Origin of the sequence: Caballeronia sp. LZ034LL (assembly GCF_031451215.1) — a bacterium.
In the GTDB taxonomy this organism is placed as follows: Bacteria; Pseudomonadota; Gammaproteobacteria; order Burkholderiales; family Burkholderiaceae; genus Caballeronia.
Genome location: NZ_JARUXR010000001.1, coordinates 1690941 through 1713037, shown reverse-complemented (window position 1 = coordinate 1713037; position 22097 = coordinate 1690941). Strand labels below are relative to the sequence as shown.

20 protein-coding genes are annotated in these 22097 nt (G+C 65.4%); 18 read left to right on the top strand and 2 right to left on the bottom strand.

The genetic code is table 11. The annotated features are described in order from the left end of the window. Positions 1-19: 19 nt before the first annotated feature. The 4 genes from QCE83_RS07860 to QCE83_RS07845 all read left to right on the top strand — a co-directional run bounded on the left by QCE83_RS07860 (position 20) and on the right by QCE83_RS07845 (position 3988). Positions 20-1057, top strand: coding sequence for an ABC transporter substrate-binding protein (locus QCE83_RS07860; RefSeq protein ID WP_309808511.1), 1038 nt, complete (start codon positions 20-22; stop codon positions 1055-1057). Positions 1058-1060: 3 nt separating this feature from the next. After that, positions 1061-1891: an ABC transporter ATP-binding protein gene (locus QCE83_RS07855; protein ID WP_309808510.1), complete on the top strand. Its 831-nt coding sequence runs from the start codon at positions 1061-1063 to the stop codon at positions 1889-1891. A 12-nt stretch (positions 1892-1903) separates the two neighbouring features. Then, positions 1904-2728, top strand: coding sequence for an ABC transporter permease (locus QCE83_RS07850; protein ID WP_309808509.1), 825 nt, complete (start codon positions 1904-1906; stop codon positions 2726-2728). Between the two features lie 288 nt (positions 2729-3016). Beyond that, a complete protein-coding gene (locus tag QCE83_RS07845) occupies positions 3017-3988 on the top strand; it encodes a glycosyltransferase family 9 protein (protein ID WP_309808508.1) in 972 nt (323 codons plus the stop codon). A 19-nt stretch (positions 3989-4007) separates the two neighbouring features. Here the strand turns inward: QCE83_RS07845 and QCE83_RS07840 are convergent, their stop codons facing one another. Continuing rightward, the gene (locus QCE83_RS07840; RefSeq protein WP_309808507.1) at positions 4008-4982 is read right to left on the bottom strand and encodes an NADPH:quinone oxidoreductase family protein; all 975 of its coding nucleotides are present in this window, start codon (positions 4980-4982) and stop codon (positions 4008-4010) included. A 102-nt stretch (positions 4983-5084) separates the two neighbouring features. On the opposite strand from QCE83_RS07840, the gene surE reads away from it, so the two are divergent. The 6 genes from surE (at position 5085) to rlmD (ending at position 11301) form a co-directional block, all read left to right on the top strand. Next, positions 5085-5843: a 5'/3'-nucleotidase SurE gene (gene surE, locus QCE83_RS07835; RefSeq protein WP_309808506.1), complete on the top strand. Its 759-nt coding sequence runs from the start codon at positions 5085-5087 to the stop codon at positions 5841-5843. Further along, positions 5813-6898 carry a protein-L-isoaspartate(D-aspartate) O-methyltransferase gene (locus QCE83_RS07830; RefSeq protein ID WP_309808505.1) on the top strand — a complete coding sequence of 362 codons (1086 nt, stop codon included), beginning with the start codon at positions 5813-5815 and terminating at the stop codon, positions 6896-6898. Before surE ends, QCE83_RS07830 begins: the two co-directional genes overlap by 31 nt. Positions 6899-6903: 5 nt before the next feature. Continuing rightward, positions 6904-7884: a peptidoglycan DD-metalloendopeptidase family protein gene (locus tag QCE83_RS07825; protein ID WP_309811532.1), complete on the top strand. Its 981-nt coding sequence runs from the start codon at positions 6904-6906 to the stop codon at positions 7882-7884. Between the two features lie 12 nt (positions 7885-7896). Then, positions 7897-9006, top strand: a complete 1110-nt coding sequence (gene rpoS / locus QCE83_RS07820) for an RNA polymerase sigma factor RpoS (protein WP_309808504.1) — start codon at positions 7897-7899, stop codon at positions 9004-9006. A 42-nt stretch (positions 9007-9048) separates the two neighbouring features. Then, the gene (locus QCE83_RS07815) at positions 9049-9825 is read left to right on the top strand and encodes a 3'-5' exonuclease (protein WP_309808503.1); all 777 of its coding nucleotides are present in this window, start codon (positions 9049-9051) and stop codon (positions 9823-9825) included. Positions 9826-9975: 150 nt separating this feature from the next. Beyond that, positions 9976-11301 (top strand): 23S rRNA (uracil(1939)-C(5))-methyltransferase RlmD, encoded by a 1326-nt coding sequence (gene rlmD, locus QCE83_RS07810; protein WP_404984749.1) that lies wholly within the window; start codon positions 9976-9978, stop codon positions 11299-11301. 82 nt (positions 11302-11383) lie between these two features. Here the strand turns inward: rlmD and QCE83_RS07805 are convergent, their stop codons facing one another. Further along, positions 11384-12082 (bottom strand): Bax inhibitor-1/YccA family protein, encoded by a 699-nt coding sequence (locus tag QCE83_RS07805; protein ID WP_309808500.1) that lies wholly within the window; start codon positions 12080-12082, stop codon positions 11384-11386. 341 nt (positions 12083-12423) lie between these two features. Here QCE83_RS07805 and ndk point away from each other — a divergent pair, with 341 nt between their 5' ends. The 8 genes from ndk (at position 12424) to der (ending at position 22030) form a co-directional block, all read left to right on the top strand. Beyond that, positions 12424-12849 (top strand): nucleoside-diphosphate kinase, encoded by a 426-nt coding sequence (gene ndk / locus QCE83_RS07800; protein WP_309808499.1) that lies wholly within the window; start codon positions 12424-12426, stop codon positions 12847-12849. Between the two features lie 151 nt (positions 12850-13000). Further along, positions 13001-14140, top strand: coding sequence for a 23S rRNA (adenine(2503)-C(2))-methyltransferase RlmN (rlmN, locus tag QCE83_RS07795; protein WP_309808498.1), 1140 nt, complete (start codon positions 13001-13003; stop codon positions 14138-14140). Between the two features lie 194 nt (positions 14141-14334). Then, on the top strand, positions 14335-15462 hold the full coding sequence (locus QCE83_RS07790; RefSeq protein WP_309808497.1) for a helix-turn-helix domain-containing protein: 1128 nt from the start codon (positions 14335-14337) through the stop codon (positions 15460-15462). A 142-nt stretch (positions 15463-15604) separates the two neighbouring features. Next, positions 15605-16933 carry a flavodoxin-dependent (E)-4-hydroxy-3-methylbut-2-enyl-diphosphate synthase gene (gene ispG, locus QCE83_RS07785; RefSeq protein ID WP_309808495.1) on the top strand — a complete coding sequence of 443 codons (1329 nt, stop codon included), beginning with the start codon at positions 15605-15607 and terminating at the stop codon, positions 16931-16933. A gap of 6 nt (positions 16934-16939) precedes the next feature. Next, entirely contained in the window at positions 16940-18289 is a 1350-nt protein-coding gene (gene hisS / locus QCE83_RS07780) for a histidine--tRNA ligase (protein ID WP_309808494.1), read from the top strand. Between the two features lie 113 nt (positions 18290-18402). After that, positions 18403-19032: a tetratricopeptide repeat protein gene (locus QCE83_RS07775; protein ID WP_309808493.1), complete on the top strand. Its 630-nt coding sequence runs from the start codon at positions 18403-18405 to the stop codon at positions 19030-19032. 123 nt (positions 19033-19155) lie between these two features. Then, positions 19156-20301, top strand: coding sequence for an outer membrane protein assembly factor BamB (gene bamB / locus QCE83_RS07770; RefSeq protein ID WP_309808492.1), 1146 nt, complete (start codon positions 19156-19158; stop codon positions 20299-20301). 388 nt (positions 20302-20689) lie between these two features. Beyond that, the gene (der, locus tag QCE83_RS07765) at positions 20690-22030 is read left to right on the top strand and encodes a ribosome biogenesis GTPase Der (protein ID WP_309808491.1); all 1341 of its coding nucleotides are present in this window, start codon (positions 20690-20692) and stop codon (positions 22028-22030) included. The last annotated feature ends 67 nt before the right edge of the window (positions 22031-22097 follow it).

The window sequence follows — 22097 nt, the reverse complement described above, 5'->3', positions numbered from 1 at the left end:
CGTCCAGGAGACTAAAACGATGAAACGCAGAACCTTCCTCGCGAGCGGCGCCGTGCTCGCGGGTGGCGCACTCTCGAACATGCCGCTCGCCTTCGCCCAGGCCAAGCTCGAACAGAGCAAGGTGTCGATCGCCGTCGGCGGCAAGAACCTGTTCTACTACCTGCCGCTCACCATCGCCGAGCGTCGCAACTACTTCAAGGACGAAGGGCTCGAAGTCGAAATCTCCGACTTCGCCGGCGGCGCGAAGGCATTGCAGGCAGCGGTCGGCGGCAGCGCGGACGTCGTGTCCGGCGCGTTCGAACACACGCTGTTGTTGCAGGCCAAGAACCAGTATTTCCGCGAATTCGTGCTGCAAGGACGCGCGCCGCAGATCGTGCTCGCCGTCTCGAAGAAGACGATGCCGAACTACAAGTCGGTCGCGGACCTGAAGGGCAAGAAGATCGGCGTGACGGCGCCGGGTTCGTCCACGTCGATCATGGCGAGCTTCGTGCTCGCCCAGGCCGGCCTCAAGGCCAGCGACGTCGCGTTCATCGGCGTCGGCGCGGGCGCGGGCGCGATCGCCGCGCTGGAGTCGGGGCAGATCGACGCCATCGCCAACCTCGATCCGGTCATGACCAAGCTCGAACGCGCGGGCGAGATCCGCATCGTCTCGGACACGCGCACGCTCGCGGACACGGTCAAGGTGTTCGGCGGCAACATGCCGGCCGGCTGCCTGTATGCGTCGCAGAGCTTCATCACGAAGAATCCGAACACCACGCAGGCCTTGACCAACGCAATGGTGCGCGCGCTCAAGTGGCTGCAGAGCGCATCGGGCAAGGACCTGATCACGACGGTGCCGGAGAGCTATCTGCTCGGCGATCGCGCGCTTTATCTCGACTCCTGGCAGCACGTGAAGGAAGCGCTCTCGCCGGACGGCCTGATGCCCGCCGACGGCCCCGCGACCTCGCTCAAGACCCTGCAGGCCTTCGACGAAACCGTGAAGGGCAAGCCGATCGATCTCTCGAAGACCTGGACCAACGACTTCGTCAAGAAGGCGCTTGCCAACGTCAAGGCCTGACCGATGTCCTCGTCTTCCACACCCGCGCTCGAACTGGCCGACGTCACCTGCACGTTCGTGTCGCGCGCGAGCCGCAAGGACCGCTATACCGCGGTCCGCGATACCAGCCTCGCGATCGCGCCGGGCGAATTCGTTTCCGTCGTCGGGCCGACCGGCTGCGGCAAGTCGACCTTGCTGAACGTGTCGGCGGGCCTGCTGGCGCCTTCGACGGGCGCCGTGAAGGTGTTCGGCGAGCCGCTCGACGGCATCAACCGGCGCGCGGGCTACATGTTCCAGGCCGACGGCCTGATGCCGTGGCGCTCCGCGCTCGACAACGTGACGGCGGGCCTCGTGTTCCGCGGCATGTCGAAGCGCGACGCCGACGCGCGCGGCGAGGAATGGCTCAAGCGCGTGGGCCTGGGCGGTTTCGGCGACCGTTATCCGCATCAGCTGTCGGGCGGCATGCGCAAGCGCGTCGCAATGGCGCAGACGCTGATCCTCGATCCCGACATCATCCTGATGGACGAGCCGTTCTCCGCGCTGGACATCCAGACGCGCCAGCTGATGGAGAACGAGCTGCTCGACCTGTGGGCCGCCAAGCGCAAGGCCGTGCTCTTCATCACGCACGATCTCGACGAAGCGATCTCGATGTCGGACCGCGTCGTCGTCCTGGCGGCGGGGCCGGGCACGCATCCGATCGGCGAGTTCAGGATCGACCTGCCGCGTCCGCGCGATGTCGCCGAGATCCGCTCGCATCCGCGCTTCGTCGAACTGCACGCGCAGATCTGGGGCGTGCTGCGCGAGGAAGTGTTGAAGGGCTACCAGCAGCAGCTGAAGCCCGCCGCCGCCGAATAAGACCAAACGACCATGTGGAACAAGCTGCGCCCGAATCGCGGGAATCTCATCGTGTGGCAATGGCTGTTGCTGCTCGCCTGCTTCGTGCTCTGGTACGTGTTGACGAGCCCGACGCTCCTGCCGCCTTTCTATTTCGACGACGCCTCCAAGGCCGCGTTCTTCTTCGGCGAGCCGCAGAAGGTGCTGGTGCGCATCTGGGAGTGGTTCACCAGCGGTGAAATCTACGTCCACCTGTGGGTGACGCTGATCGAGACCGTGCTGGCGTTCGTGATCGGCACCGTGTCCGGTCTCGGCGTCGGCTTGTGGCTCGCGCTCGCGCCGCTGACCAGCGCGCTCCTCGATCCCTACATCAAGGCCGCCAACTCGATGCCGCGCGTGATTCTCGCGCCCATCTTCGCAGTGTGGTTCGGCCTGGGCATCTGGTCGAAGGTGGCGCTCGGCGTCACGCTGGTGTTCTTCATCGTGTTCTTCAACGTCTATCAGGGCGTGAAGGAAGTAAGCCCGGTCGTGCTCGCCAACGCCCGCATGCTCGGCGCGAACCGCAAGCAGCTGTTGCGGCACGTCTATCTGCCGAGCGCGACCAGCTGGGTGTTCTCGAGCCTGCATACGTCGGTGGGGCTGGCGTTCGTCGGCTCGGTGGTCGGCGAGTATCTCGGCTCGGCGCGCGGCGTCGGCTATCTGATCCTGCAGGCCGAAGGCACCTTCGACATCAACACGGTGTTCGCGGGCATTCTCGTGCTGACGGCGTTCGCGCTCGTGCTCGACGGCCTCGTCGCGCTGGCCGAGCGGCGCCTCATGAAGTGGCAGCCGAAGAGCGGCGACACGGAAAAACTTTAGGCCGTGATGCCGCGTGTCACATAGGGATGGTCAGATAGCGGCCGCGATGTAGCTGCGGTCGCCCTATCTGCCGACGGGCGCGACAAAACATGTCAGTTTGTCCGGCGCAATTCGGTTATGGTCGTTGAGTGAGACTGAATCGGCGGCGAGGCTGCATACGTCCGGCGCATCGCTGCAAGGTTCGGCTCACTTACCGCGCCATGAAGCGACCCCACGCCTGCCGCAGTCCTGACCGCAGCGTGTCATCCGCTGGCGCGGCGTTCACTCACGTGTTTGCGCCCGTCCAGCATGAGATTGCCAGCCGACATCACGGTTGCCGTGGCCTTGCCACAGCCGATCGGAGACAGCCTGATCGGGCTCGTTCTCGTCAATAATCTCGTCCGCAATGGCTATCGTCCAGTGGTGTTCGGCTGGGTGGCGGAGCAGCTCGCGGACTGGCTGCCTCATGTGAAAGTCGGACGGGCAGGGGCGCAGGCCGAGGCTTGTCCCGCTGTGCATCGCGGCGCATTCGATACGGTCATCGAGCTGCGGCCCACCAGTTATGGTCCCGCGCTGAGCCGCACCGGGCGCACCCTCTGTCTGTCGGAGTTGCCCGAGTACGGCGGTTCGAAGCACATGGTGGACCGCGTCGTCGATATCGGCGTCAACGTGCTGCAGCTGCGCGACGTCACGCGGTCCAACGGGCTCGTCGTGCCGCCCGGCGTCGTGCGTGGAAGAGTTGCGCATCGGGTGGTCATCCATCCCACCGGCAGTCATCCCGAAAAGATGTGGACGCGTCACAAATTCCTGGCGTTGTCCCGCGCGCTCTCCCGCCGTCAGTTGCTGCCCAGCTTCCTCGTCGCGCCCGCCGAACTCGCCGGCTGGGACGACATTCCGCGCGACGGCCACGAACTCAATGCGCTCACGCGCCTGGGCGATGTCGCCACGTGGATCGCGGAATCGGGATGGTTCATCGGCAACGACTCCGGGCTCGGGCATCTTGCGTCGGCCATTGGCGTGCCGACGCTCACATTGTTCATGCGGCGCGGACTTGCGCGCTCCTGGCGACCCGGCTGGGGACCGGGCGCGGTGGTGCTGCCGCCGTCGGTGGTGCCGTTCGCGGCCCTGAAGGAACGCTTGTGGAAACAGTTGCTGACGGTGCATCGGGTGATGTCGGCATTCAGCGATCTGCAGGGCGCTCATCTGCGTCCCGCCGATTACCCGCTCTACATGCGGCGTGACGTCGACCGCGCCCACGCGCGCATCCTCCCGGACGCTTAGCTTCTTCGTTCCACCGCGTTCACATCTCGATCACGATCTTCCCCGTCACGCGACGGTTCATCATGTCGTCGAGCGCCTGCGGCGTCTGCTCTAGCGTGTAGCGCTTCGTGATGACCGGACGCAGCTTGCTGGTCTTGATCCACTCGATCAGCGCGGCGAATTCCTGCTCGGCGAGCGCGTGCTCGTGCTTCATGTGATGGCCCCAGAACACGCCGACCACGCTCGCGCCCTTCAGCAATGCAAGGTTGAGCGGCAGCTTTGGAATCTCGCCGTTGGCGAAGCCCACCACGAGATAGCGCCCGCGCCAGCCGATGCTGCGAAACGCCGGTTCGGCGTACGCGCCGCCGACGGGGTCGAAGATCACATCCGGACCGTTGCCGCTGGTGAGTGTCTTGATGCGTTCACGCAAGTCTTCGTGGGCGTAGTCGATGACCTCGTCGGCGCCGTGCTCGCGGCAGAACGCGAGTTTCTCCGCGCTCGACGCCGCCGCGATCACGCGCGCGCCGACCAGCTTGCCGATCTGGATCGCCGCGAGCCCGACGCCGCCCGCCGCGCCGAGCACGAGCAGCGTGTCGCCGGCCTGCAATGCGCCGCGATCGACCAGCGCGTGATACGACGTGCCATAGGCAAGCATGAACGCGGCGGCGGCGGAAAAATCGAGCGTGTCGGGAAGCGCGATCACGTCCGCTGCGCTGACGCGCGCCTGTTCGGCGAACGCGCCTTGCGCCGTGTAGGCGGCCACCCGCATGCCCGGCGAGAAGCCGGCGACACCGGCGCCCACTGCACGCACGACGCCCGCGAACTCGGCGCCCGGCGTAAAGGGCAGCGGCGGCTTGAACTGGTACTTGTGCTGGATGATGAGCACGTCGGGGAAGTTCACGCTGGCGGCTTTCACGTCGATGACGAGTTCGCCCGCTTCCGGATGCAGGTCGGGCAGCGTCTCGATGGCGAGCGTGGCGGGCAATCCGTGTTCGTTGCAGCGTACGGCGCGCATGGCATCTCCTCGTTGAAGAGGCTTCAGTGTAGGGCAGGGACGGTGTCTGGAGCGAGCCTGGAGGGCGTCGTCGCGTCAGGGTTCCTCGGTTACAATCGCCGGATGCGAATCCTACTCAGCAACGACGACGGTTATCTGGCGCGCGGCATCAACGTGCTGCACGACGTGTTGCAGCCGCTCGGCGAAGTCACCGTGATGGCGCCGGAGCAGAACTGCAGCGGCTCGTCCAACTCGCTGACGCTGTCGCGGCCCCTGAGCATCCATCAGGCGCCCAACGGTTTCAATTTCGTCAACGGCACGCCCACTGACTCGGTGCATATCGCGCTGACCGGCATGCTCGAGCAGCAGCCGGACCTGGTGGTGTCGGGCATCAACAACGGGCAGAACGTCGGCGAGGACACGCTGTATTCCGGCACGGTCGCGGCTGCCACCGAAGGCTTCATGTTCGGCATTCCGGCCATCGCGTTTTCGCTGGTCGGCCGCGACTGGCTGCATCTCGACGATGCGGCGCGCGTGGCGGCAGAGATCGTCGCGCATTTTCTCGAGCATCCGATGCCCGGTCATCCGCTGCTCAACGTGAACATCCCGAGCCTGCCGTACGACCAGCTCGGCGAGTGGAAGGTCACGCGGCTCGGCAAGCGCCATCCGTCGCAGCCGGTCATCCGCCAGGAAGATCCGCGCGGCAATCCGATCTACTGGATCGGTCCGTCGGGCGACGCGCTCGACGCCAGCGAAGGCACGGATTTCCACGCGGTGGCGAACGGCTATGTGTCCATCACGCCGCTGCAACTCGATCTCACGCATACGAAACTTCTGGCCGAGACGCGCGAATGGGCGCGTGCCGGGAGCGGCCGCACATGAGCGACGAGCGCGCCAAGCGCTTTCCGCTGGCGCTCGCGGATCTGGTTCGCGAGCCGCGCAAGCCCGCGAGCCGCGCCGCCGATGCGCGCGCGAAACCCGCTGCCACGCTCAAGCCCGCCGCGCAGCCGAAGCCGGCGCCCGCGCGCACCGCGAACGCGACGATGAAAAACCCCGCGACGGCAGCGGCGTCCGCGAAGCCGGCCACGTCGGTGTTTCCCGCGCGCGGCGGTGCGCCGTCGGCGACGGGCGCGGGGCGGAGCGGGGCGAAGACGCATCCGGCGGCCCACACGCATCACGCGGCGCATGCGGCACATGGAGCACACGCGCCGCGCGCATCCGCACGCGACCTGAACGCCGCGTCGCCGGGCACGAAGAAAGGCGCGCCCAACGTCGCGCTGGCCAGCACGCAGACGCTCACATCGGAACGGGTGCGGGCGCGCATGGTCGAACGGCTGCGCGCGAACGGCGTGACCGACCCGCGCGTGCTCAACGCCATGGCCGTGGTGCCGCGCCACATGTTCGTCGATCCCGGTCTCGCCGCGCAGGCCTATGAAGACGCCGCGCTGCCCATCGGTCATCACCAGACTATTTCGAAGCCGTCGGTCGTCGCGCGCATGATCGAACTCGTCGCGACCGGACGCAGCCTGAGCAAGGTGCTGGAGATCGGCACGGGCTGCGGCTATCAGGCGGCAGTGCTGTCGCAGGTGGCGGCGGAGGTGTATTCGATCGAGCGCGTGCGTCCGCTGTCCGAGCGTGCCAAGCTCAATCTGCGGCCGCTGCGCGTGCCGAACATCCGGCTGCATTACGGCGACGGCCGGCTGGGACTCGCCGCCGCCGCGCCGTTCGACGCCATCGTCATCGCCTGCGCGGGCCTCGACGTGCCCCAGGCCTTGCTCGAACAACTGGCGGTGGGCGGCAGGCTCGTCGCGCCGGTCGGATCGCAGGCCGCGCAGTCGCAGGTGCTGACGCTCGTCACCCGCGTCTCGGCCACGCAATGGCGGGAAGAGCAGCTCGATCGCGTTTTCTTTGTACCCTTAAAATCCGGAGTGATTTGACACCGATGAGTATCTTGCGTGCTTTGCGAGAAGGAACGGCAGACCAACGCGTGAGCGCGGCGCAGCGCAGCGTATGCGTGCTGGCGTTGTCCGTGCTGGCGGCGTGTTCGACGCGCATGGACATGGCGCCGGTCGTCGACAAGACCGGTGCGCCCCTCAGCACGACGGCGGCGCAGACGCCGGACAACGGTCCGCCGCCGCCGGGCTTCTACCGTGTGAAGCCGGGCGACACCCTATATCGGATCGCACTCGAAAACGGTCAGAATTATCACGACATCGCGACGTGGAACAACCTGACCAACCCGAACCAGATCGAAGTCGGGCAGCTGGTGCGCGTGGCGCCGCCGGGCGCGAATCTGGCAGCCGCGACGCCGGGTGTAGCGACCGCGCCGATCACCGGCGGCGGCGTGCAGGCCCAGCCGCTCAACGGCGCCAACGGCTACGCCACGACACCCCAGCCGGGTGCCATGGCGCAGCCGCCGTACTACGGTCCGAATTCGGGCATGGGCGCGGCGCCGGGAGCGGCAGCGGGAACGGCAGCAGGCACGGCGGCGGGTGCGCTGGCCGGCTCGACGCCGGGCGTTCCGGGCGCCGATGCGGGCGCGACGGCGCCGGCGGGTCAGCCGGCCTTCATCTGGCCGGCGCGTGGGCCGATTCTCAACACGTTCAGCGAGGCGAGCAACAAGGGCTTGAACATCGGCGGCGCGGCGGGCGATCCGGTCAATGCGTCGGCGGATGGCCGGGTGGTGTATTCCGGAAATGGGCTGCGCGGCTACGGCAACCTCATTATCATCAAGCACGATGCAACTTTTCTCACCGCGTATGCACATAACCGCGCTTTGATGGTAAAAGAGGGAGACGCGGTCACTAAAGGGCAGAAAATCGCTGAGATGGGGAACAGCGATTCGGATCGCGTGATGTTGCATTTCGAAGTTCGCCGGCAGGGTAAACCTGTTGACCCACTGAAGTATTTGCCGCCGCAATAGAGCGAAATCATCATGCCAAAAACGAAGCGCCGCCTGCCGCAAGCCGAGACTGAGACGATCAGCCGACCTTTGCAAGTGTCGGTGGAAGACGGTGCTTCGAATACTGACGACGACGCCGACAATGTCGATGTCGAAGTCGACTCAGAGTCCGAATCCGAGGAAGAAACGTCGGGCCGCGGCAAGCGCGGCGAAGACGCGGCTGAAGGCGCAAACGATTCCGCGCCCGACCCCGACGACTTCCGCTCGCTGATGCAGGCCGAACTCACGGCCGACACCATCCAGCATTATTTGAATCGCATCAGCGTGAAGCCGCTGCTCACCGTGGAAGAGGAGCAGCGCTATTCGCGTCTCGCCAAGGCCGGTGAATTCGACGCGCGGCAAGTCATGATCGAGCGCAACTTGCGGCTCGTCGTGAGCATTGCAAAGGGTTATCTGAATCGCGGCGTGCCGCTGCTCGACCTGATTGAGGAAGGCAATCTGGGTTTGATGCACGCCATCGAGAAATTCGACCCGACGCGCGGTTTTCGCTTTTCGACCTATGCCACCTGGTGGATCCGCCAGAGTATCGAACGCGCGATCATGAATCAGGCGCGCACGGTGCGTCTGCCGGTGCACGTGATCCGCGAACTGAACCAGGTGCTGCGCGCGAAGCGTCATCTGGAAAGGAATTCGGCCAATTCGAACGATGCCGTCGCGCCGGAACGCCGCGACGCGAGCATCGACGACATCGCCTACCTGACCGGCAAGACGCCCGAGGAAGTCACCGATATCCTCGCGCTCAATGAACACACCGCGTCGCTCGACGCGCCGCTCGACCTCGATCCGGGCAGCAGCCTGCTGGACTTGCTGTCGGACGACCAGAGCCAGTCGCCGGATGCTGAAGTGCAGCACCGCGAACTCGAATCGCTGACGCGCTTGTGGCTGTCGCGGCTGTCCGACAAGCATCGTCATGTGATAGAAAGGCGCTTCGGGCTGAACCATATCGAGCCCGCGACGCTCGAAGAGCTCGCCGACGAAATGGGCCTGACGCGCGAACGCGTGCGCCAGATCCAGCAAGAGGCGCTCGTGCGGCTCAAGCGCTTTTTCGCTTCCAACGGCGTTCGCAAGGACGCCGTGCTTTAACGCTCTAGGCGGCGTCCAAGGGGCGCCGCGTTCCAGGATTCAATGACACCGATTCTCGTATTCGACATCGAGACGATCCCCGATGTCGACGGCATTCGCCGCCTCGAAGACCTGCCCGAAGACCTGTCCGACCGCGAAGTCGCCGAACATGCGTTCGAAGCGCGTCGCGAGCGCGTCGGCAATGACTTCCTGCCGCATCATCTGCAGCGCGTGGCCGCCATCTCCTGCGTGTTCCGCGACGACCACGGCTTTCGCGTGCGCTCGCTCGGCACGACCGACGACGGCGAGGCCGCGCTGATCCAGTCGTTCTATCGCGTGATCGAGAAGTACACGCCGCAGCTCGTGTCGTGGAACGGCGGCGGTTTCGACCTGCCGGTGCTCCATTACCGGGCACTGGTGCATGGCATCGCGGCGCCGCGCTATTGGGATCTCGGCCAGGACGACCGCGATTTCAAGTTCAACAACTACCTCAGCCGCTATCACACGCGGCACACCGACCTGATGGACGTGCTCGCGATGTATCAGGCGCGCGCCAACGCGCCGCTCGATGCGCTCGCGAAGCTGTGCGGTTTTCCCGGCAAGCTCGGCATGGACGGCGGCAAGGTGTGGGACGCGTACTGCGACGGGCAGATTGAGGACATCCGCAACTACTGCGAGACCGACGTCGTCAATACCTACCTGATGTACTGCCGTTTCCAGCTGATGCGCGGCGGCCTGACGGCGGATGAGTATGCGGACGAAATCGGCCTCGTGAAAGCCGCGCTCGCGAAGGAGACTTCGCCGCACTGGCAGGAATATCTGGCGGCGTTTGCGAAGTGATCGCGCGGCGTTCGTCTACAATCCCGCCTTTGCTCACTCGATCAGTCAGGAAGTACGCAGGTGTCTGAAACCGCTCGAAAAACTTCGCATCGCCGCCGCGCCGCGCCGGCGAAATCCGTCACCCCCGATCCGAACTTCGTCGCGCCCGAGATCGAGATCGTTTCGCTCGACGCGGAAGCGCGCGGCGTCGGCCGCACCGTGACCGAGGACGGCGAGCCGGGCAAGGTCATCTTTGTCGAGGGCGCGCTGCCGGGCGAACGGGTGAGCTATTCGAGCTACCGCAAGAAGCCCAGCTTCGAGCAGGCGCAGGTGGTCAAGGTGTTGCGCGAAAGCGTGATTCGCACCCGCCCGAAATGCACGTTCTTCGGCATTTGCGGCGGCTGCTCGATGCAGCATCTCGACGTGCGCGCGCAGATCGCCGTCAAGCAGCGCGTGCTCGAGGACAATCTCGAACACCTGTCGAAACTGCGCGCGGAAACCATGTTCCGGCCGATCCACGGACCGTCGTGGGGTTATCGCTATCGCGCGCGCCTGACCGTGCGGCATGTCGAGAAGAAGGGCGGCGTGCTGGTTGGTTTTCATGAGCGCAAGAGCAGCTATGTCGCCGACATGACGAGCTGCGAAGTGCTGCCGCCGCACGTCTCCGCGATGCTCGTGCCGCTGCGTCACCTGGTGGCGTCGCTGTCGATCCGCGATCGCATGCCGCAGATCGAGCTGGCGGTGGGCACGGATGTGACGGCGCTGGTGCTGCGCATTCTCGAGCCGCTGACCGAGGCCGACGAAGCGCTGCTGCGCACCTTCGCCGACGAGCACGGCGTGCAGTGGTGGCTCCAGCCGAAAGGCCCCGACACGGTGGTGCCGTTCTATCCGCTCGATCAGGAACTGGCGTACACGCTGCCGGAGTTCGCGATACGCATGCCGTTCAAGCCGACCGATTTCACGCAGGTGAATCACCAGATCAATCGCGTGCTGGTGGCGCGGGCGTTGTCGCTGCTGGCGCCGGAGCGCTCGGACCGGGTGCTCGACCTGTTTTGCGGCATCGGCAATTTCACGCTGCCGCTGGCGCGGGTGTCGCGGGAAGTGGTGGGGATCGAAGGCAGCGAAGCGCTGACCACGCGCGCGCTCGAGAACGCGAAGGCCAATGGCGTCGACGGCCATACGTCGTTCGCGTGCCGCAACCTGTTCGAAGTCACCGCCGACGACCTGCGCGCGCTCGGCCACTTCGACAAGTTCCTGATCGATCCGCCGCGTGAAGGCGCGCTGGCGGTGTCGAAGGCGCTCGCGGACATCGCGCAGAGCGGCGACGGACCGCTGCCCAAGCGCATTGTCTACGTCTCGTGCAATCCGGCGACCCTCGCGCGCGATGCCGGCCTGCTCGTGCACGAAGCCGGCTACCGGATGAAGGGCGCGGGCGTGGTGAACATGTTCCCGCACACGTCGCACGTTGAATCGATCGCGTTGTTCGAGCGGGACTGATTCGAGCGCTTCGCTCAGACGTAAAAAAACGGCCTGCGAATTTGAATCGCAGGCCGTTTTTCCTTGTATCGCCGCTGATCGATCAGTTGCGGTTACCGCCGAAGATGCCGAGCAGCGCCAGCAGGTTTGTGAACACGTTGTACAGATCGAGATAGATCGCGAGCGTCGCGCTGATGTAGTTGGTCTCGCCGCCGTTCACCACGCGCTGCACGTCGAACAGCATGTACGCCGAGAAAATCACGATGGCGAGCACCGAGATGGTCATCATCAGCGCGGGCAATTGCAGGAACACGTTCGCGAAGGCCGCCAGCAGGATGACGATCACGCCCATGAACAGGAATTTGCCGAGGCCCGAGAAGTCGCGCTTGCTGACCGTGGCGATGGTCGCCATGGCGGCGAAGATCACGCCGGTGCCGCCGAAGGCCATCATGATGAGTTGCGGTCCGTTCGAGAAGCCGAGGATGAAGCTCAGCAGACGCGAGAGCATCAGGCCCATGAAGAACGTGAAGCCGAGCAGTACCGCGACGCCGACGCCGCTGTTCTTCGTTTTCTCGATGGCGAACATGAAACCGAAAGCGATGGCCAGGAACGCGATGAAGCTCATGGCCGGGCTGGACGCCGCGAACAGCGAGAAGCCCGTTGCGACGCCGACCCAGGCGCCCAGCACGGTCGGCACCATGGAGAGCGCGAGCAGCCAGTACGTGTTGCGCAGCACCCGGTTGCGCGTCTCAACCGAAGTGATGCTGCCGTTGCGGCCGAAGCCGTAGGGGGATTCGTTCATGGTTTCTCCTTGCTCCAATTGTCTGTGATTCGGCTTCCCGCCACATCCGTCACACACCAATGATAAGGTGCGCGGACTTAAACCTGCATTAGGACAGCGCCGCTGCAGGCGTGGGGCAGGTTGCCGTGCCCTGTTGCATTGCGGCGTTTCGCTCCAATATGGCCCCGCAGCACGATGAATTCAATAGCCCGAAAGGCCAAAACGGAGCAATGCCGCCGTTCAGGTCCTCCGGGGTTTGATGCTTACGGCAGCGTAAGGTTTCAATCGCAATCATACCTTGCTTCGTGCTACAATTGTCGATTCGTTTTAATTCGTAAACCGTTCATTTTTTGGAGTTTTTCATGGCGATCGAGCGCACCCTGTCGATTATCAAGCCGGACGCAGTGGCAAAGAACGTTATCGGCCAGATCTACAGCCGTTTCGAAAACGCGGGCCTCAAGATCATTGCGTCGCGCATGGTTCATCTGTCGCGCGCCGACGCGGAAAAGTTCTACGCCGTGCACGCTGCACGTCCGTTCTTCAAGGATCTGGTCGAGTTCATGGTTTCGGGCCCGGTCATGATCCAGGCGCTCGAAGGCGAAAACGCCATCGCCAAGAACCGCGACCTGATGGGCGCAACGGACCCGAAAAAGGCCGACAAGGGCACGATCCGCGCTGACTTCGCCGACAGCATCGACGCGAACGCCGTGCACGGTTCGGACGCTGCTGAAACCGCGCGTCAGGAAATCGCCTTCTTCTTCCCGGAAGTGAACGTCTACTCGCGTTAATTGCTGCGTACGTCGCCGCGCCGGTCAATCGGCGCGGCATCGCGCCGCGACGCACTGAAGTCGTAATACCGCAGGAACTGGCGCGAACGGTCCCGGGCCAAACTTCCACGAAGCCGCCCGGGCTTCGCAATCTGAAATGGCACATCTCGACATGACGAGCAACACCGTCAACCTTCTCGATCTCGACGCCGCCGGACTCGTCGCCTACTGCGACAGCCTGGGCGAAAAGCCGTTTCGCGCCAAGCAATTGCAGCGCTGGATCCATCAATACGGTGCCGACGACTTCGACGGCATGACGGACCTGGCCAAATCGCTGCGCGAAAAACTCAAGGGCCGCGCCAACATGGCGATGCCCGACATCATTCAGGACCACGTTTCCGCCGACGGCACCCGCAAGTGGCTGATCGACGTCGGCAACGGCAACGCGGTCGAAACCGTGTTCATCCCCGAAGAAACGCGCGGCACGCTGTGCGTGTCGTCGCAGGCGGGCTGCGCGGTCAACTGCCGTTTCTGTTCCACCGGCAAGCAGGGCTTTTCCCGCAACCTCACCACGGGCGAGATCATCGGCCAGCTGCGCATGGCGGAATTCGCGCTGCGCAAGTCGCTCGGCCGCGACGTGGGCGGCCCGGGCAAGGGCGAGCGCGTCGTCACGAACGTCGTGATGATGGGCATGGGCGAGCCCATGTTGAATTACGACGCCGTCGTGCCGGCCATGCGCCTGATGCTCGACGACAACGCCTACGGCCTGTCGCGCCGTCGCGTGACGCTGTCCACCTCGGGCGTCGTGCCGATGATGGACCGGCTCGCGGCCGACCTGCCGGTGGCGCTCGCGGTGTCGCTGCATGCGCCGAACGATCCGCTGCGCGACATGCTGGTGCCGCTGAACAAGAAGTACCCGCTGCGCGAACTGATGGCCGCGTGCCAGCGTTACCTGAAGGTGGCGCCGCGCGATTTCATCACGTTCGAATACTGCATGCTCGACGGCGTCAACGACACCGAAGCGCATGCCCGCGAACTGCTCGCCGTCACGCGCGACGTGCCGTGCAAGTTCAACCTGATCCCCTTCAATCCGTTCCCGGAGTCGGGTCTGACGCGTTCGAAGAACGAGCAGATCAAGCGGTTCGCGCAGGTCCTGATGGACGCCGGCGTGGTGACGACGGTGCGCAAGACGCGCGGCGACGACATCGACGCGGCATGCGGCCAGCTCGCGGGCGCGGTGCAGGACCGGACGCGGCTGGCGGAGCGTACGAGCCGGGCCCAGGGCAAGGTCATCGAGGTACGGGCTGTCTGATGTGTCCGACGCGTGTCCGATGCGTGTCCGATGCGGCGCGAAGCCGGTGGGCCGAAAGCGGACGCCGGACAACGCGAAGCCGAACATTTTGTTATAAAGCGGTCTGCCATGACGCCCGGGCTGTATCGTTCACGTAGTTTCGAAACGCACATCATCGCGGCGCTATATAAAAGAATCGATGCGAGGAATTTGGCATGAGTGAGCCGCAACATCCGACGCCTTTCAGCAGCCATTCCGGCAGTTCGTCCGACGCGCAGCGCAATGATCCGCGCGACGGACAGCCCGGAGCGGAAGGCGCGGCATTGAATGCGGGCCAGGCGGGGGCACTGGACTCCATTCCGGCAGTCGGCGCGCGTCTCGCGCAGCTCAGGCAGGCGAAGGGCTGGTCGATCGACGACGTGTCCGCGCGCCTCAAGGTCTCGACGCCGAAACTGCTCGCGCTCGAAGCCGGCGACATCAGCCATTTGCCCGACCGCACCTTCGCGGCGGGCATCGTGCGCAGCTACGCGAAAATCCTCGGCGCCGATCCCGCGCCGTTCACGCAGGCTTTCCGGCGCGACGCCGGCACGGTCGGGCAAAATCTGAAAGTGCCGGTCTCGGCGGGCGCGGACATGCCGCGCGGCCGCGTTTCGGTGCCGCTCGGCAATTCGACAGGCCGCAAGCGCTCGTGGATGTGGGGCATCCTGGCCGTCCTCGTCGTGCTCGCCGCGCTGGTCACCTGGCATACCGGCGGCGAGTCGAGCAACTGGCTCGCGCGTCTCAGGTCGGCCACGGGCGTCGGCGCTACGGCGGGCGCGGATTCGGCCGATCACGCCGCCTCGTCGTCGGCGGCCACGCCGGACGAAGCCGCCGCCGCCAACACGGGCGAAGCCTCGCTGCCGGAAGTCGCCGCCGCACCCGTCGAGCAGCCGATGCCGCGTCCGCTCGGCACGAACCCGTTGCCGGCGTCGTCGTCGGCGCTGTCGGCGGTGCAGAGCCAGGCCAATCAGGCTGCGGCAACGCCCGCATCGGCACCGAAGGCGGCAGCTCCCGCGGCGGCCGCGGCGGGTTCCGCGCCTGCAGTGGCCGGCAGCGGCTCGGGCGCGGTCGAACTGAAGGTCAAGGAAGACAGCTGGTTCAGCGTGCGCGGCAAGGACGGGAAGGAGCTGTACTCCGGACTCGTTCGCGCGGGCAATGCGCAGCGGGTGCAGGGCGAGCCGCCGTTCAAGGTGACCGTCGGCAATGTGAAGGGCGTGGAGTCGCTGTCGCTGGACGACGAGCCCGTCGACGCCAAGCGCTACAGCGCCGCACGCGGCAACGTCGCGCGTCTTTCATTGCCCTGAGCACCCTGAGCATGCGCGAAGCAACAAGCGCAAGAGACACAAGACAGAGGGGCGTCACGGCGCAAGCCGCGCCGCCCGTTCAAGGTTCCACAGGCGTAACCGGATGCCGCAACGGGCGGCAAGGTTTCCAAAGGGTCATGCGATGCAATCCGAAGCTCAATCCCTGATCAGCAGCAAGATCTGTTCGGCCGAACCCGTGTTCGGCGGTCCGTTGCGGCGCCGCGCGTCGCACGCGGTCGACGTGCGCTGGGGCGGCCAGCTGGTCACCATCGGCGGCGATTCGCCGGTGCGCGTGCAGTCGATGACGAACACCGACACCGCCGACGCCATCGGCACCGCGATCCAGATCAAGGAACTCGCGCAGGCGGGTTCGGAACTGGTCCGCATCACGGTGAACACGCCCGAAGCCGCCGCGGCCGTGCCCCACGTGCGCGACCAGCTGGACCGGATGGGCGTCAGCGTGCCGCTCGTCGGCGACTTTCATTACAACGGCCATCTGCTGCTGCGCGATCATCCCGCGTGCGCGGAAGCGCTGTCGAAATACCGGATCAATCCGGGTAACGTCGGCCAGGGCGCCAAGCGCGACACGCAGTTCGCGCAGATGATCGAAGCCGCGATCCAGTATGACAAGCCGGTGCGCATCGGCGTGAACTGGGGCAGCCTCGACCAGGATCTGCTCGCGCGCATGATGGACGAGAACGCCGCGCGCGCCACGCCCTGGGAACTCCAGAGCGTGATGTACGAAGCGCTGATCCAGTCGGCCATCGGCTCGGCGGAACGCGCTGTCGAACTGGGCCTCGGCCGCGACAAGATCATCCTGTCGTGCAAGGTCAGCGGCGTGCAGGACCTGATCGCCGTGTATCGCGAACTCGCGCAGCGCTGCAGCTTCGCGCTGCACCTCGGGCTGACCGAGGCGGGCATGGGCTCGAAGGGCATCGTCGCGTCGACGGCGGCGCTGTCGGTGCTGCTGCAGGAAGGCATCGGCGACACCATCCGCATTTCGCTGACGCCCGAGCCGGGCGGCGCGCGCACGGGCGAAGTCGTCGTCGGTCAGGAAATCCTCCAGACCATGGGCCTGCGTTCCTTCACGCCGATGGTCATCGCGTGCCCCGGCTGCGGACGCACCACCAGCACGCTGTTCCAGGAACTCGCGTCGCAGATCCAGAACTATCTGCGCCGTTCGATGCCCGACTGGCGCGAGAAATATGCCGGCGTCGAGAAGATGCACGTCGCGGTGATGGGCTGCATCGTCAACGGGCCGGGCGAATCGAAGCACGCGAACATCGGCATCAGCCTGCCGGGCTCGGGCGAGAATCCGGCGGCGCCCGTCTTCGTCGACGGCGTGAAGGTGAAGACGCTGCGCGGCGAGCGCATCGCCGAGGAATTCCAGCAAATCGTCAGCGACTACGTCGAGCGCACTTATGGCCAGAAGGCCGGCGCGCGCGAAGAGACGTCCACGGCATCACTCTAAAGACAGATGACTGAACAGAAGAAGCGGCTCGAGAAACTGACGGGCGTGAAGGGCATGAACGACATCCTCCCGCAGGATGCCGCGCTATGGGATTTCTTCGAAACCACCGTCAAGTCGATGCTGCGCGCATACGGCTATCAGAACATCCGCACGCCGATCATCGAGCATACGCAGTTGTTCACGCGCGGTATCGGCGAGGTGACGGACATCGTCGAGAAGGAGATGTACAGCTTCACCGACGCCCTCAACGGCGAGCATCTGACGATGCGCCCGGAGAACACCGCCGCGGTCGTGCGCGCGTCCATCGAGCACAACCTGCTGTACGACGGCCCGAAGCGCCTGTGGTACATCGGCCCGATGTTCCGTCACGAGCGTCCGCAGCGCGGGCGTTATCGCCAGTTCCATCAGGTCGGCGTGGAAGCGCTCGGCTTCGCGGGTCCGGACACGGATGCCGAAATCATCATGATGTGCCAGCGCCTGTGGGACGACCTCGGGCTGACCGGCATCCGCCTCGAGCTGAATTCGCTCGGCCAGGCGGACGAGCGCGCGGCGCATCGCAAGGAACTGATCGCCTATCTCGAACAGCACGTCGACGTCCTCGACGAGGAAGCGAAGCGCCGTCTCTACACGAACCCGCTGCGCGTGCTCGACACGAAGAATCCGGCGTTGCAGGAGATCGCGCAGAACGCGCCGAAGCTCGTCGATTTCCTCGGCGAGGAATCGCGCAAGCATTTCGACGGCGTGCAGCGTCTGCTCAAGGCAAACAACATTCCGTTCACGGTCAATCCGCGTCTCGTGCGCGGTCTCGATTACTACAACCTGACCGTGTTCGAATGGGTCACCGACAAGCTCGGCGCGCAGGGTACCGTCGCGGGCGGCGGCCGCTATGACCCGCTGATCGAGCAGCTCGGCGGCAAGCCGACGGCCGCGTGCGGCTGGGCGATGGGCGTCGAGCGCATCCTCGAATTGCTGAAGGAAGAGCAGCTCGTGCCGGAAGACGATGGCACGGACGTGTACGTCGTGCATCAGGGCGAACAGGCGGCGGAGCAGGCGTTCATCGTTGCCGAACGTCTGCGCGACACGGGCCTCGACGTGATTCTTCACTGCAGCCCGGACGGCGCGTCCGCGAGCTTCAAGTCGCAGATGAAGAAGGCCGATGCGAGCGGTGCGGCGTTTGCCGTGGTGCTCGGCGAGGACGAACTGGCGCAGGGTCTGATCGGCGTGAAGCCGCTGCGCCGCTCGGGCGCGGAGAGCGCCGACGGTCAAAAGAACGCGCAGGTCAACGTGCCGGCCGAAGACTTGACCGAATACCTAATCAATGCGATGGTTGCAACCGCCGATGACGACGCTGCCTAAATTTTAGGCAAAGTTTGGAGTCAGTCAGCCGTACGCATCCGCCGGGCGCGCCGCGCCGGCATCGCGCGCGCACTCGTTGCGGGTCATGAAACGCAGTAAGGATCAGCTGGACGATGAGCTATCACGACGAACAAGAATCGATTGAAAGCGTAAAAGCCTGGTGGGCCAAATGGGGTAACGCCACGACCTGGATCGTGCTTGCGGTGCTCATCGTTGCCGCCGGCTACAACGGCTGGAATTTCTGGCAGCGCCGCCAGGCAGCCGAGGCTTCCGTGCTGTACGACCATCTGCAGCAGGCCGTGAACGGCCCCGACCAGGCGCTGGTCGCACGGATGGCGTCGGACATGGAAGACAAGTTCGGCGGCACGGCCTACGCGCAAATGGGCGCGCTCGCGGCGGCGAAGTCGCTGTACGCGGCAGGCAATGCGGCCGGCGCGAAGACCCAGCTGCAATGGGTCATCGACCACGCGAAGGACGACGAGTACAAGCAGATCGCGAAGCTGCGCCTGGCGCTCGTGCTGCTCGACGAGAAGAACTACGACGCAGGCCTGAAGCTGCTCGCGGACGCTCCGCTCGACGCGTTCAAGGGCGTCATCGCGGATCGCCGCGGCGACCTGCTGGCGGCCCAGGGCAAGCGCGACGATGCGCGCGCGTCGTACAAGGTCGCGCTCGACACGCTGCCCGCGAACGACACGTCCGCGCGTCAGCTGGTCCAGTTCAAGCTCGATGCGCTGGGCGGCTAAGTTTCGCGCCGGTTCGTCCCTGAAGCATCGACCGCGTGTGCAGGCCGCCGCGTCCGAACGCCGCACGCGCGGCGCGGCGCGCACACCGACCAATCCGTTCAACTTTCCACATTGCGTCCACTGATGACTCTTTTGAAACGCTACGCCGTACCGCTCGCCTGCGCGATGACCGTCTTGTTGACCGCTTGTTCGTCGACCAAGGATGAACGCCGCGAACCGGTGCCGCTCGCGGACTTCAAGCCGGTGCTGACCGTCAACCAGGCGTGGAAGGCGAGCGTCGGCAAGGCGGGCCGCTATCTGTTCTCGCCGGTCGCGGTGGGCGACTACGTGTACGCGGCGGGCGCCAACGGTTCGGTCGCGAAGATCGATGCGAAGACCGGTCAGGACGTCTGGCGCATCAAGCTCAAGGACGACCTGTCGGCGGGCGTCGGCAGCGACGGCAACCTGACGGCGGTCGGCGGCCTGAAAGGCCAGGTCGACGTGCTCGGTCCCGACGGCAAGCAGCTGTGGACCGCCACGGCGCCGGGCGAAATCGTGTCGCCGCCGCTGGTCGGCAATGATCTCGTGATCGTGCGCACGATCGACGGCAAGGTGATCGCCTTCAACGCGCAAACCGGCGAGCAGAAGTGGGTGTTCCAGCTGCGCGCCGTGCCGCTCAACCTCCGTGTTGCGGCCGGCATGACCTTCGCGGGCAACCAGGCGGTGCTGGCGGGCTTCCCGGGCGGCACCTTCGCGGCCATCAACCTGCAGACGGGCGACGCCTACTGGCAGGCGCCCGTGTCCTATCCGAAGGGCGTGACCGAAGTCGAGCGCATCAACGACGTGACCGGCGCGCCGGGACTGGTTGGTGCGCAGACCTGCGCGGTGACCTTCCAGGGCCGTATCGGCTGTTTCGATGCCAACTCGGGCCAGCCGGTGTGGGAAAAGAACTTCTCGAGCGACAGCGGCCTCGCGCAAAGCGAGCAGGTGGTCGCGGCGGGTGACGACTGGTCGGTGGTCAACGCCTTCCGCGCGTCGGACGGCTCGCAACTGTGGAAGTCCGACGTGCTGAAGAACCGCAGCGTCAGCGTGCCGTACATCCTGGGCCGCGCGGTCGTGGTGGGCGATTACAAGGGCTTCGTGCACTTCCTGAACACGGACGACGGCACGCTGATCGGCCGCGCGTCGACCGACGGCAGCGCGATCACCGCGGCGCCCGTGCTGGCCGGCGAAACGCTCGTGGTGCAGACGCACGACGGCGACATCTACGGTTTCCGTCCGAGCAACTAAGCGCGAGACTTCGTTCCGGCAAATGCTGTACGCGCGCCGCTCACGCGGCGCGGCAGGCCCGCCACGACGGGCCGCACGAGAAACAAGCGTTGCGCCGTGCGCGCGCCGCGATACAACCCGCACGCAAGAGCGGGACGACTGCAAAGAGGCGCGCGCACCCGCCGCGCGTCCAGCAGCGAGAGAAAGCCTCCCGAGAGGCGACCGGCATTGATGAACGCCGGAGTTCGGAACGGCCGGCGCGACGTGCGTGCGGCAAGCCGAAACCATGCTAATTTTCGACAGGCGCAGCCACTGCGCGGCGTAGCAACGCAGGGGCACAGAAACACGCACGACACCTTTTTGCCGCGCGTACCGTGTCCGCCTAGCGTTCAACCGTGAACAACATCAGATGAAACCCGTGATTGCCCTCGTCGGGCGCCCCAATGTGGGGAAATCGACTCTCTTCAACCGGCTCACGCGCTCGCGCGACGCACTCGTCGCCGACCTGCCGGGCCTGACGCGCGACCGCCACTACGGCGAGGGCCGCGTGGGCGGCGAGCGCCCGTACCTCGTGGTCGATACCGGCGGCTTCGAGCCCGTCGCGAAGGACGGCATCCTGCACGAGATGGCGCGCCAGACGCGCCAGGCGGTCGAGGAAGCGGACATCGTCGTGTTCATCGTCGACGGGCGCAACGGGCTCGCGCCGCAGGACAAGGCCATCGCCGACTATCTGCGCAAGACCGGCCGGCCGCTCTTCCTGGTCGTGAACAAGGCCGAGGGCATGAAGTACTCGGCGGTCGCGGCTGATTTCTACGAGCTGGGCCTGGGCGACCCGCGCGCGATTTCGGCGGCGCACGGCGACGGCGTGACCGAGATGATCAACGACGCGCTCGACATCGCCTATGCCGATCAGCCGGAAGAGACCGACGCGGAGAAGGCGCAGCACGGCGTCAAGATCGCGATCGTCGGGCGTCCGAACGTCGGCAAGTCGACGCTCGTGAACACGCTGATCGGCGAAGAGCGCGTCATTGCGTTCGACATGCCCGGCACGACGCGCGATTCGATCTACGTCGATTTCGAGCGCCAGGGCCGCAAGTACACACTGATCGACACGGCGGGCCTGCGCCGGCGCGGCAAGGTGTTCGAAGCCATCGAGAAGTTCTCGGTCGTGAAGACCTTGCAGTCCATCTCGGATGCGAATGTCGTGATCCTGCTGCTCGATGCGCAGCAGGATATCTCCGAGCAGGACGCGCACATCGCGGGCTTCGTGGTGGAGCAGGGCCGCGCGCTGGTGGTGGGCGTGAACAAGTGGGACGGGCTGGATTCACATGTGCGCGAGCGCACCAAGGCCGACCTGACGCGCAAGCTCAAGTTTCTGGACTTTGCTAAATTCCATTACGTTTCGGCGCTGGAGAAGACGGGCATCGGCGGGCTGCTGAAATCGGTCGACGAAGCCTATGCCGCGGCAATGGCAAAGCTGCCGACACCGAAGCTCACGCGCGCCCTCATCGACGCAGTCGAATTCCAGCAGCCGCGACGGCGCGGCCCGGTCCGTCCCAAGCTGCGCTATGCGCATCAGGGCGGACAGAATCCGCCGATCATCGTCGTGCACGGCAACGCGCTCGACGCGATCACGGATACCTATAAACGTTATCTGGAAGGGCGCTTCCGGGAAACTTTCGGGCTGGTGGGCACTCCACTTCGCATAGAGTTTCGATCGAGTCGAAACCCTTACGCGGACAAGGAATGAGAGCCGCGTGAAAGTGGGCGTTCCGGCGTTGGCGGCGAGGTTTCAAGGCTGCTGCCGGGACGTCTGC